12 protein-coding genes are annotated in these 10,917 nt (G+C 75.9%); 3 read left to right on the top strand and 9 right to left on the bottom strand.

Going from position 1 to position 10,917, the window contains the following annotated elements; all coding sequences use genetic code 11:
• Window positions 1-297: 297 nt before the first annotated feature.
• Both B124_RS32810 and bldG read right to left on the bottom strand, forming a co-directional pair.
• Complete coding sequence (locus B124_RS32810) at window positions 298-774, bottom strand: ATP-binding protein (RefSeq protein ID WP_496506664.1); 477 nt, start codon at window positions 772-774, stop codon at window positions 298-300.
• Between the two features lie 119 nt (window positions 775-893).
• Window positions 894-1,235: an anti-sigma factor antagonist BldG gene (gene bldG / locus B124_RS32805; protein WP_018835875.1), complete on the bottom strand. Its 342-nt coding sequence runs from the start codon at window positions 1,233-1,235 to the stop codon at window positions 894-896.
• Window positions 1,236-1,393: 158 nt separating this feature from the next.
• On the opposite strand from bldG, the gene B124_RS32800 reads away from it, so the two are divergent.
• Window positions 1,394-4,033: a DEAD/DEAH box helicase gene (locus tag B124_RS32800; RefSeq protein ID WP_496506663.1), complete on the top strand. Its 2,640-nt coding sequence runs from the start codon at window positions 1,394-1,396 to the stop codon at window positions 4,031-4,033.
• 16 nt (window positions 4,034-4,049) lie between these two features.
• On the opposite strand, the gene B124_RS32795 is transcribed toward B124_RS32800, so the two are convergent.
• The 7 genes from B124_RS32795 to B124_RS32765 form a co-directional block, all read right to left on the bottom strand.
• Entirely contained in the window at window positions 4,050-5,036 is a 987-nt protein-coding gene (locus B124_RS32795; protein ID WP_496506662.1) for an aldo/keto reductase, read from the bottom strand.
• Entirely contained in the window at window positions 5,033-5,635 is a 603-nt protein-coding gene (locus B124_RS32790) for an Rv3654c family TadE-like protein (protein ID WP_496506661.1), read from the bottom strand. Before B124_RS32790 ends, B124_RS32795 begins: the two co-directional genes overlap by 4 nt.
• Window positions 5,613-5,984 (bottom strand): TadE family type IV pilus minor pilin, encoded by a 372-nt coding sequence (locus tag B124_RS32785; protein WP_496506683.1) that lies wholly within the window; start codon window positions 5,982-5,984, stop codon window positions 5,613-5,615. The genes B124_RS32790 and B124_RS32785 overlap by 23 nt, the downstream gene beginning before the upstream one ends.
• Before the next feature lie 76 nt (window positions 5,985-6,060).
• The gene (locus B124_RS32780; RefSeq protein ID WP_496506660.1) at window positions 6,061-6,261 is read right to left on the bottom strand and encodes a DUF4244 domain-containing protein; all 201 of its coding nucleotides are present in this window, start codon (window positions 6,259-6,261) and stop codon (window positions 6,061-6,063) included.
• Window positions 6,262-6,304: 43 nt separating this feature from the next.
• Window positions 6,305-7,126 carry a type II secretion system F family protein gene (locus B124_RS32775; protein WP_496506659.1) on the bottom strand — a complete coding sequence of 274 codons (822 nt, stop codon included), beginning with the start codon at window positions 7,124-7,126 and terminating at the stop codon, window positions 6,305-6,307.
• On the bottom strand, window positions 7,110-7,967 hold the full coding sequence (locus B124_RS32770; protein ID WP_496506658.1) for a type II secretion system F family protein: 858 nt from the start codon (window positions 7,965-7,967) through the stop codon (window positions 7,110-7,112). Before B124_RS32770 ends, B124_RS32775 begins: the two co-directional genes overlap by 17 nt.
• Window positions 7,964-9,109, bottom strand: a complete 1,146-nt coding sequence (locus B124_RS32765; RefSeq protein ID WP_496506682.1) for a TadA family conjugal transfer-associated ATPase — start codon at window positions 9,107-9,109, stop codon at window positions 7,964-7,966. The genes B124_RS32770 and B124_RS32765 overlap by 4 nt, the downstream gene beginning before the upstream one ends.
• Window positions 9,110-9,669: 560 nt before the next feature.
• Here B124_RS32765 and B124_RS32760 point away from each other — a divergent pair.
• Window positions 9,670-10,227 carry an IS110 family transposase gene (locus B124_RS32760; protein ID WP_496506657.1) on the top strand — a complete coding sequence of 186 codons (558 nt, stop codon included), beginning with the start codon at window positions 9,670-9,672 and terminating at the stop codon, window positions 10,225-10,227.
• A 150-nt stretch (window positions 10,228-10,377) separates the two neighbouring features.
• Window positions 10,378-10,869, top strand: a complete 492-nt coding sequence (locus B124_RS32755) for a transposase (RefSeq protein WP_496506656.1) — start codon at window positions 10,378-10,380, stop codon at window positions 10,867-10,869.
• Window positions 10,870-10,917 lie beyond the last annotated feature (48 nt).

Below are 10,917 nucleotides of genomic sequence, written 5' to 3'. Positions count from 1 at the left end.
AGCAGCGCGGACTGAGGGAAGCCGCAGGAAGAAGGGGGTTTACGGGACTGGCCGGAGGGAAACGCTGCGGTCCGGCGGCGGCCCGGCCAGGGGCGGGGAGGGGCTGGCGTACGGGCGGTCAGCCCGTCGCAGGGGGTGCGGAGCCGGTGAGGGGGCGTCTCAGATCGGCCGCACGCGGATCAGAGCGCCGTACGCGCGCCAGCCGGCCCTACGGACCCTCAGGCCGCCCCGCGGCCCTCAGATCACCCTGCGGGCCCTCAGGCCCGCCGTACGGCCGCCAGACGGGCCGTACGCGCGTCAGGAGCCGGCCGCGGCGGGGGCGGCCGGCCAGCTCATCCGGATCGTCCCGCCGGACTCGCTCGCGGTCACCTCGACGTCGTCGACCAGACCGCTGATGACCGCGAGGCCCATTTCGTCGTCTATGCCGGATTCGCCGCCGATCAGACCGCTCGCGTTCCCGTCGCCGTCCGGGTCCGGGTGGGTCTCGGCGGTGCTGCGGGCCGCGGGTACGTGACTGGGGGCCGCCGGCGCGTCGTCGCCGACCTCGATGGAGAACTTCTTCTCCTCCTCGGTCAGCACCACCCGTACCGGACCCGGGAGCCCGTTGTGCTGGTGCAGCCCGACGGCGCGCAGACAGGCTTCGCCGACGGCAAGGCGCACCTCGTCGAGCACCGCTTCGTCCACACCGGCCCGGCGCGCGACCGCCGCCGCCACCAGGCGCGCCGTGCGGACGTGCTCGGGAAGGGCACTGAAGCGCAATTCAACGGTGGGCATGCCATCCCCTTCACGTCATCCCACGCCATCCCGCATCGCCACGGGAAGCATCCGTACCGGAGCCAACCGCAGAGGGACCCGGCGCGCGGCCCGGTCCCTCCGCCCTGTGCGGCGTCCTGTCAGTCCTTGGCGGCGACGGCTTCGTCGACCGACGTGTGGATGGGGAACACCTTGGTCAGGCCCGTGATACGGAAGATTTTGAGAATGCGCTCCTGGTTGCAGACCAGCCGCAGGGAGCCCTCGTGGGCCCGGACCCGCTTCAGTCCGCCGACGAGGACGCCCAGACCGGTGGAGTCGAGGAAGTCGACCCGCTCCATGTCGACGACCAGGTGGTAGCTGCCGTCGTTGACCAGCTCGACCAACTGCTCGCGCAGCTTGGGGGCGGTATACACATCAATCTCGCCACCGACTTCGACGACCGTGCGGTCGCCCACGGTACGCGTCGACAGAGACAGGTCCACGGATCCTCCAGCACCTTTCAGCGAGCGGCTGCCCCGGGCGTCCCCCGCCGTCCGGCCGGAGACGGATCGGCATCCGCCATGGCATTCAATCACTTACCCCCGGGCGTGCACGACGCCTTGGGGGCATTGTCCGTCGCATCGGTGACACACTCGTGCCGATGGACGCGCACGAGTGGAGGGACGCGAACGAGCCGGGGGCAGCCCCGGCGGCCGACGGCACCCGGCCGGGGCACCGGCCCGGCACGCGGCCCGGCGCACCGCACGTCACACCGGCCGGACCGCCGGACGGCGCACTGCCCGGCACGGCGGACCGCGCGGCGGCCGACGGCACCGCGGACGGTCCGGCGCATGTCACGCCCCGCACCGCGCTGCGCCGGCTCGCCGCCCGGGAGGACCGCGCCGCTCGCATCACCCATACGGAGCACCTGCCCCCGCGTGGCGGGCGCCATGCCGATTGGCCTGCGGGCATCCGGCCGGAGGTGGTCGGCGCCATCGAGGCCGCGGGGATCGGGCGGCCGTGGGCGCACCAGGCGCGGATGGCGGCACACGCGCTCGCGGGCGAGTCGGTGATCGCCGCCACGGGCACGGCGTCGGGCAAGTCGCTGGCGTATCTGGCCCCCGTGCTCAGCGCGGCGCTCGACGGCTCCGAGGCCCCCAACGGGCGGGGCGCGACGGCCCTGTACGTGGCGCCGACGAAGGCCCTGGCCGCCGACCAGTTGCGCGCGGTCAAGGCGCTGGCCGCCCCGCTCGGCAAGGCCGTGCGCCCGGCCGTCTACGACGGGGACACGCCCACCGAGGAGCGCGAGTGGGTGCGCCTCTACGCCAACCTCGTCCTCACCAACCCCGACATGCTGCACCGCGGCATACTCCCGGCCCACTCCCGCTGGTCCTCCTTCCTGCGCGCCCTGCGCTACGTGGTCATCGACGAGTGCCACACCTACCGCGGCGTCTTCGGCTCCCACGTCGCCCAGGTCGTACGGCGGCTGCGCCGGCTCTGCGCCCGCTACGGCGCGGAACCGGTGTTCCTCCTCGCCTCCGCCACGGCCGCCGAGCCGGGGCGGTCGGCGGAGCGGCTGACGGGGCTGGCCGTGACGGAGGTCACCGACGACGCGTCGCCGCGCGGGGAGGTCGCGTTCGCCCTGTGGGAGCCGCCGCTGACGGAGCTGCACGGCGAGCAGGGCGCGCCGGTGCGGCGCACGGCCACGGCGGAGTGCGCGGAGCTGCTGACGGACCTGGCGGTCGCGGACGTACGCACCGTCGCCTTCGTCCGCTCCCGGCGCGGCGCGGAGCTGGTGGCGATGATCGCCCAGGACCGGCTGGCGGCCGTCGACCGGGCGCTGGCGGACCGGGTCGCCGCCTACCGCGGCGGCTATCTGGCGGACGAGCGGCGGGCCCTGGAGGCGGCGCTGCAGTCCGGCGAGCTGCTGGGGCTGGCCGCGACGTCCGCGCTGGAGCTGGGCGTGGACGTGTCGGGGCTCGACGCCGTGCTGATCGCCGGCTACCCCGGCACCCGGGCCTCGCTCTGGCAGCAGGCCGGGCGCGCGGGCCGGTCCGGGCAGGGCGCGCTGGCGGTGCTGGTCGCCCGGGACGACCCGCTGGACACGTACCTGGTGCACCATCCGGAGGCGCTCTTCGACCGCCCGGTGGAGTCCACGGTGCTGGACCCGGACAACCCGTACGTGCTCGCCCCGCACCTGTGCGCCGCCGCCGCAGAACTGCCGCTGACCGAGGCCGACTTCACCGGCGACACCGCGTGCTTCGGCGCCGGGGCCGCCGGACTGCTGCCGCAGCTCGCCGACCGGGGGCTGCTGCGCCGCCGCGGCGCCGCCGGTCCGGCAGCCGCCTGGCACTGGACCCGGCGGGAACGCGCCTGCGACCTCACCGACATCCGCGGCGGGGGCGGCCGGCCCGTCGACGTCGTCGAGGACGGCACCGGCCGCCTGCTCGGCACCGTGGACGCCGCGGCCTCCCACGCCACCGTCCACGAGGGCGCCGTCCACCTCCACCAGGGCCGCACCTACGTGGTCCGCACCCTGGACCTCGAGGACAACGTGGCACTCGTGGAACGCGCCGACCCCCCGTACACCACCGTCGCCCGCGACACGACCTCCGTCTCCGTGCTGGAGACCGAGCGGGAGATCCCGTGGGGGGATGCCCGGCTGTGCTTCGGGTCGGTCGAAGTCACCAACCACGTGGTCTCCTTCCTGCGCCGCCGGCTGATCACCGGCGAGATCATGGGCGAGACGAAGCTCGACCTGCCGCCGCGGACACTGCGCACCCGCGCCGTGTGGTGGACCGTCACCGACGACCAGCTGGACTCGGCGGACATCGCCCAGGAGCAGTTGGGCGGCGCCCTGCACGCGGCGGAGCACGCCGCCATCGGCATGCTGCCGCTCTTCGCCACGTGCGACCGCTGGGACGTCGGCGGCGTCTCCGTACCCCTGCACGGCGACACCCTGCTGCCGACGGTCTTCGTCTACGACGGCCATCCCGGCGGCGCGGGCTTCGCCGAACGCGCCTTCGGCGTCGCCCGCGACTGGCTCGGCGCAACCCGCTCGGCGATCGCCGCCTGCGAGTGCGACACCGGCTGCCCGTCCTGCGTCCAGTCCCCGAAGTGCGGCAACGGCAACGACCCGCTGGACAAGGCGGCGGCGCTGCGCCTGCTGACGACGCTGCTGACGCAGGCAGAACCGGAGGAAGAACCAGAGGCAGAACCGGAGACGGGAACGGGGACGGGGACGGCGCCGGAGACGGAGGCGGAGTCGGAGTCGGAGTCGGAGTCGGCAGACGAGGGCTGACGGGCCGCGGCGAAGCTCAGCCCGCGGCGTCGAGACGGGCCCGCTGGTCCGCCGTCAGCTCCAGGTCCACCGCCGCCAGGCTCTCGTCCAGTTGCGCCACCGACGAAGCACCTACCAGGGGTATCACCGGCACCTCCCCGCCCATCAGCCAGGACAGCACCACCTGGTTGACCGTCGCCCCGGCCTCCTGCGCCACCGCCCGCAGCGCCTCGAGCCGCGCCGGCGTTCCCGGGTGGTCCAGCTCAGACCCGAGCGGCTTGTCCGCGCGGACGTAGCCGCCGGCGAGCAGCGGCGAGTACGCGACGAGCGTGAGCCCGGGGTGGTGGCGCAGGTAGCTGAGCATCGCCCCGTCCACGCCGCCCGGCGAGCCGTCCGGGTCGAGTTCGCTGGGGCGGTCGGTGCGCCGGCGAAGGTAGGTGTGGTGGTACTGGAGCAGTTCGTACCCGGCGAGGCCGGACGCCGCGGCGTGGGCGCGGGCCCGCTCCACGCGCCAGACCCACTGGTTGCTCACGCCCAGCAGCCCGACGGAGCCCTCCGCCACCAGCGCGCCGAACGCCTCGACGGTCTCCTCCTGCGGCACGGTCATGTCGTCGATGTGCGCGTAGAGGACGTCCAGCTTCTCCACCCCGAGCCGCCGCCGGCTCTCTTCCGCGGACTGCCGGATCACCCGCGCCGAGAGGCCCTCGGGGTTGTCGACGTACGAGGTGCCGGGAGCGAGCGGCCGGGCGCCGAGCTTGGTCGCGATGACCACCTCGTCCCCGATCCCCCGGCTGCGCCGCCACCGCCCGAGCAGGCTCTCGCTCTGGCCGCCCTGCGAACCGTCCTCCCAGAACGCGTAGTTGTCGGAGGTGTCGACGAAGGTGCCGCCGGCCTCGACGTAGCGGTCGAGGATCGCGGTCGAGGTCTCCTCGTCGGTCCGGGAGCCGAACAGCATGGCCCCGAGGCTGAGCACGCTGACCTCGCGCCGGGTCTGCGGATCGGCACCGATCGTGCGGTACTTCATGCGGAATCCTTCCTGTGTCTGCCCATGAAGGCTGGGATCTGAAGCTGGAGTCTGAAGGCTGGAGCGCGCTCTACCGCAACCCCGGGGAGCGGGCGCGCTGTCACGCGGCGGGCGGCGAGTCGCCGAAGGCGTGGGGCCGCCGCCGACGGACGGGGATCACCACGGTCCAGCGCCGAACCACCGCGGCCGGGCGCGCCACCGGAGGAGACGGGGTGGCCCCGGCCGCCCGGACCACCGGCAGGCGCGACGGGTGCCCCGCCGGACGGCGGGCCGGCGCGGGAGCGGACTTCGGCAGTGAAGCGGCCGGTACGGGCCGAGGCCACGACGTCCGCGATCTCCCCGGACACGGCGCACCGCAGCAGCCGGGCGCCCTGCGCCGCCGCCACCCGGCGGGCCGCGGCGCAGGCCGCCGCCTCGCCGAGCAGCGCCCGGTCCGCCGCCGCCAGCGCGGCCAGGTCGGCGGCCCCGCCGGCGCGGTGGCGGGCGTGCACCGCCTGCCCCAGGCCCAGCGCCGCGGCGAACACCGCGCAGAGCGCGAAGCACGCCAGCGCCGACCACACCGTCGCCCCGCCCCGGTCATCGAACGGCCTCCTCCGCAAGGGCGACCGCCTCCCCTCCGAGGTCGAGCGAGAGCGCCCCCGGCCCCGGGGCCGCCGCCAGCACCCGTACGCGCACCAGATCACCGCTCCGCGCCACCGCCACGTCCGCTCCGCGGGGAGCCGCCGCGAGGGCGGCCCCGCGGACGCCGGCGGCGGGCTCGCCCCGAGCCGCGGCCCGCGCGCCCGCACGGGCGGCGTCCACGCACTGGATCTGCGCGGCGGCGGCCATCAACGCCCAGACCAGCCCGAGAGCGAAGAACACCAGCGCCGGCACCGCCACCGCCGCCTCCGCGGTGACGAACCCCGCGTCGCCGCGCGGCGGCGGCCGGATGAGCCCGCCCTTCTCGATGTGCCCGCTCGTCCGGCCAGCCCGCGTGCCGGACCCCGCTCCCGCCGACGCCGCGGCGGTCCACGCGCCGCCCGGGTCAGAACGGGACGTCGAGCGCACGCTCCACCACCGCCTGCAGCGCACCGCTGACCGCATCGCTCGTCACCACCTTGTACAAGATCGCCGCGAACGCGACCGCCGCGATCGTGCCCACCGCGTACTCGGACGTGGTCATCCCCGCGTCCCCGCCGAGCCTGCGCGCGCACGCGCGCACCCTCCGGGCGAACCTGCCGGCCATCTCAACCCCCGTGTCTCCGTATCCGAATCCGAATCCGTGTGCGTCATCGACTGCCGCCCAGCAACTGCGCCGCCAGGCCCATCACCACCGGTGCCACCCCGACCGCCAGGAACGCGGGCAGGAAGCACAGGCCCAGCGGGCCCGCCACCTTGACGCCCGCCCGGCGGGCGCGGGCCGCCGCGGCCCGGGTCTCCTCCGCCCGGCACTCGGCGGCCAGCCGGGAGACGGCGTCGACCACCGGTACGCCCGTGTGCCCCGCCTGCTCCAGCCAGCCGGCCAGCCGCGCCGCGCCCGGGAGTTCGGCGAGGGGTGCCCAGGCCGCGTGCGGGGCCGCGCCGAGTTGCAGCTCCGCGGCGCCCTGCGCCAGGCGCTCCCCGACCGGGCCGCCGACCGAACGGCCCACCTCCGCGGCGGCCTCCCGCGGACCCGCGCCGGCCGCGAGGCAGGCGGCGAGGAGGTCGGCGGCCAGGGCGAGGTCCGGTCCGGTACCTATGCCGGCGTCGCGGCGTGCGACGGTGGCGGCTCGGTGCTGCCACCGCCGTATGCCGTACGCGGCGGCGAGTCCCGCCGTCGCGCCGACCGCCCCGCCGACGAAGATGAGCACCGCGGCCCCCGCGAGCAGACCCGGCCCCCACCGCACCGCCGTCCCCCGCAGCCGCACCACCGCCGGTTTCCGCCCGGCGCCGGACCGCCCGGCCGACGCCGCGGGTACGGACGGCGCCACGGGGCCCAGCACGGTGGGGAGCCGGCGCCGCGAGGCGCGTGCGCGCCAGGACGTGAGGGCCGCGTCCGCCGCGCAGTACGCGGCGACCAGGACCGAAAGCACTGTCCACAGGCTGTGGATGAACTCAGTGCTCATGCGCACCCCGCACGATCCGGCCCACCCAGGCCAGCCCCGCCCACTCCAGCAGCGCGCCCGCGATCAGGCAGACCAGCCCCGCCGGCGTGTGCAGCAGCACCCGCAGCGGCGCGGCGCCGAGTGCCGAGCCCATCAGCAGCCCGAAGCCGGGCAGCAGGGCCAGCAGCAGCGCTGTGGCCCGCGGGCCCGCCAACTGGGCCTGCAGCTCGTCCCGTTCGTCCCGCTGCGCGCGCAGCGCCGCCGCCACCCGGTCCAGCCCGTCTGCAAGCCCGGCGCCGCCGCCCGCGGCCACCTGCCAGCACGCGGCGACGCCCGCCAGCCCCTGCGCACCGGGGGCGCCGGCCGCCGCACGCAGCGCCCCCGGCACGTCGCCGCCGAACCGCGCGGCGGCCAGCACCTCCGGGCCGCCCGCGGGACCGCCGGGCGCCGCGGCGAGCAGCGCCTGGGCCGGCTGCCGGCCGGCCCGCAGCCCGCCCGCCACCGCCGCGCACAGCTCGATCACGGCCGCCGCCCGGCGGGCCTTCGCACCACGGCGCTCCCGGCGGCGCAGCCGCCGGCCGACGAGGGGCACCGCCACCGCGCCCGCGAGCAACGGCAGCCAGGACGCCCCCAGCAGCGCCACCGCGCCCCCGGCCGGCAGGCACCACCACTCGCGCCGCCCGCCCCACGCCCGTACCACCGCGGCCACCCGCCGCCGCGGCCCCGCACGCACCGCGCTCCCCGGCGGCCCCAGCAACGCCCGGGCGCGCCGCACCCCGGACCTCCGCCCGCCGGCCAGCACCACGGCAGCCCCCGCGCACAACGCCGCCCCGCACGCCGGCGCGACCGCCGTGACCTCCCCGCTCACGCCGCTCCCCCGCCCCGCGCCAACAGCCGCTCCAGCCGCGGCCACCCGGCCCGCCGCGCGAACCCTTCGGCCGCCCACACCGCCGCGGGCACCGCCGTCACCAGCCCCGCACCGTCCCGCTGCAGCACGTGCACCTCCGCGATACGCCGCCGCCCCCGCCGGTCGCGCACCAGGTGCAGCAGCACGGAGACCCCCGCCGCCAACTGGCTGTGCAGAGCGGGCCGGTCCAGGCCCGCGACCGCGCCCAGCGCCTCAAGCCGCGCGGGCACGTCACCCGCCGCGTTCGCGTGGACAGTGCCCGAGCCGCCTTCGTGCCCCGTGTTCAGGGCGGCCAGGAGATCGGCCACCTCGCGGCCCCGCACCTCGCCCACGACCAGCCGGTCGGGGCGCATCCGCAGTGCCTGCCGCACGAGGTCCTGGAGCGTCACCTCCCCGACCCCCTCCTGGTTCGCGGGGCGGGCTTCGAGGCGTACGACATGGGGGTGATCCGGCCGCAGCTCGGCCGACTCCTCCGCCAGCACGATCCGCTCGTCCCGCCGCACCAGCGACAGCAACGCACTTAACAGCGTCGTCTTGCCACTGCCCGTGCCCCCGCTGACGAGGAACGACAGCCGGGCGTCGAGGAGTGCGCGCAGCAGCCCCTCGCCACCGGGCGGCACCGTCCCGGCGGCGGCCAGCTCCGCGAGGCTGAACGCCCGCCGCCGCACCACCCGCAGCGACAGACAGGCCGAACCCACGGCCACCGGCGGCAGGACGGCGTGCAGCCGCGTGCCGTCGGGCAGCCGCGCGTCGACCCACGGGCGGGCATCGTCCAGCCGCCGCCCCGCGACAGCGGCAAGGCGCTGTGCAAGGCGCCGTACGGCATCGGCGTCCGCGAACCGCACGTCGACCCGCTCCAGGCCGCACCCCCGGTCCACCCACACCTCGTCCGGCGCGGTGACCAGCACGTCGGTGACGTCCGGCCGGGCCAGCAGCGGCTCCAGCGGCCCGCTGCCGACCATCTCGGAACGCAGCGCGCCCACGATGGCCAGCACCTCGGTGTCGCCGAGCAGCCGCCCCTCCCGCCGCAGCGCGGCGGCCACCCCGGCGGGCGTCGGCTCCCCGCCGCTCTCCGCCAGCCGCCGCCGCACGGCCCCCACCAACTGCCCCGACACGGCACGGGCTTGACCGTCGCCGCCGGAGCGGGGCAGTGAGCGCACGCGCCCGGAGACGGCCTCCTGCGGGTCTCCCTCACGGACACCGGCCTTGTCCGCGTCCGTCCCGGCAGCGGCAGGCGTCAACCCAGGCCACCGACCAGGCTGGACGCCGCCCCCACGGTCCGTACGGGACGCGGCAGATGCCGCCGCTCCCCGGCCGCCACCCGTGCCCCGGCCGCCACCCGTGCCCCGGCCGCCACCCGTGCCTCGGCCGCACCCCGGCTCGGTCCGCTCCGGCCCCGTGACCGGCCACTCCGCAGCCTGTCCCGTGCTTCTCATGCGGTCCTACCTTCTTGAGTGGGTCCCGGGAGTTCGCGACTCTGGGACTGCGCGGGTGGGGCAGGGATGGCTTTCATGCTGGCTGCCCTCGATGGCTCAGGCGGCTGATCCCCCTGCCCCGCCACTTGTTCCGGACTGCTGATCAGGCGCTGCGGATCATCGCTGTGGAGGGCGAGGACAGGCGGAAGGAGTCGCGCCGTACGTCGCACAGCGAGAGGAGCACCCCCGTGACCGCCACCGCAGGATTCGACATCGCCAAGGAGTTCCACTGGCCCGCTGTCACCGACGGCCGTGGCCGGCTCCTGCTCAGCCACCGGGTCGACAACGACCCCGCCGCCGTCGACCAGGCGGTCGGTGAACTCCGCGCCGTCCAGGCCGGGCACGGCATGGTGAAGACGGGCCTGGACATCCTCGGCGGTATCGCCGGCCTGCTGACGGCCATGCTGCTGGCCGAGGGCTTGGCTTGCGTCCACGTGCCCGGCCTGGCCGTCAACCGGGCCCGCCGCGGCTCCCGGGGCGGAGAGAACAAGTCCGGCCCCCGCGACGCGAAGGTCATCGCCGAACAGGTCATGCTCCGTGACGACCTGCGCACTGTCGAGCTGCCGGAAGAGACCGCCGTGGAACTGCGGCTGCTGGTCAGCAACCGCACCACACTGGTCANGGACGCAACCGCCTGCACCGCCCGGCTGCGTGACCTGCTCACCGGCATCCATCCCGGGCTGGAACGGGCCACAGACCCGACCCGCAAGTCGGCCCTGATCCTGCTCGGCCACTACGTCACCTAGGCCCAGATCCGCCGGGCCGGACCCAGCCGTATCGCCGACTGCCTGCGCAAACGCGGTGTCAGACAGCCCCTTGCCCAAACCCTGGCCCAGGCCGCGGCCTGTTCGGCGAACGCTCAGCGCACCGCCGTCGTCGGCGAGCGCCGCACCGCGATGCTCATCCGGGAACTCGCCGGTGAACTCCTCGCCGGCAAGGACCGGCTCACCACCCTGGAGGCCGAGACCGAAGGACTGGCCGGCATCCACCCTGACGGGGCCCTCATCCGCAGCCTGCCGGGGATGAGGGCCACACTGACCGCCGAGTTCCCCGCCCTCGTCGGCGATATCCACCGCTTCGCCAGCGGTGACGCGCTCGCCGCCGCGGCCGGCCTGGCGCCTGCGCTCTCCCAGTCCGGGAAAGTCCGCCACTCGCGCAGCGCCACCGGCAGCGACAAGGCCCTCAAGCGGATCTTCTGCCAGGCAACGCTCTGCTCCATCCAGCGCGATCCGGCCTCGCGGACCTTCGACGACCGCAAACGAGCCGAGGGCAAACGCCATCACCAAGCCCTGACCGCCCTGGCCCGCCGAAAAGTCAACGTCCTCCACGCAATCCTGCGCGACCGCCACCCCTACCAAGCCCGGCCGCCTCTCCACCTCACAGCTTGACAACAGCATTAGGCAGCCGCCCCCTCCGTGCTCGCACCCGGCAGGGCC

This window comes from Streptomyces sp. CNP082 (assembly GCF_059570535.1).
The sequence above is the reverse complement of the archived record's forward strand: the minus strand, read 5'-3'. Positions and strand labels throughout refer to the sequence as shown.

Coding starts and splice junctions, on each gene's coding strand:
- B124_RS32780 (WP_496506660.1), bottom strand. CDS start 6,261: ATGGCCGGCAGGTTCGCCCGGAGGGTGCGCGCGTGCGCGCGCAGGCTC.
- B124_RS32800 (WP_496506663.1), top strand. CDS start 1,394: ATGGACGCGCACGAGTGGAGGGACGCGAACGAGCCGGGGGCAGCCCCG.
- B124_RS32810 (WP_496506664.1), bottom strand. CDS start 774: ATGCCCACCGTTGAATTGCGCTTCAGTGCCCTTCCCGAGCACGTCCGC.
- B124_RS32755 (WP_496506656.1), top strand. CDS start 10,378: ATGCTCATCCGGGAACTCGCCGGTGAACTCCTCGCCGGCAAGGACCGG.
- B124_RS32795 (WP_496506662.1), bottom strand. CDS start 5,036: ATGAAGTACCGCACGATCGGTGCCGATCCGCAGACCCGGCGCGAGGTC.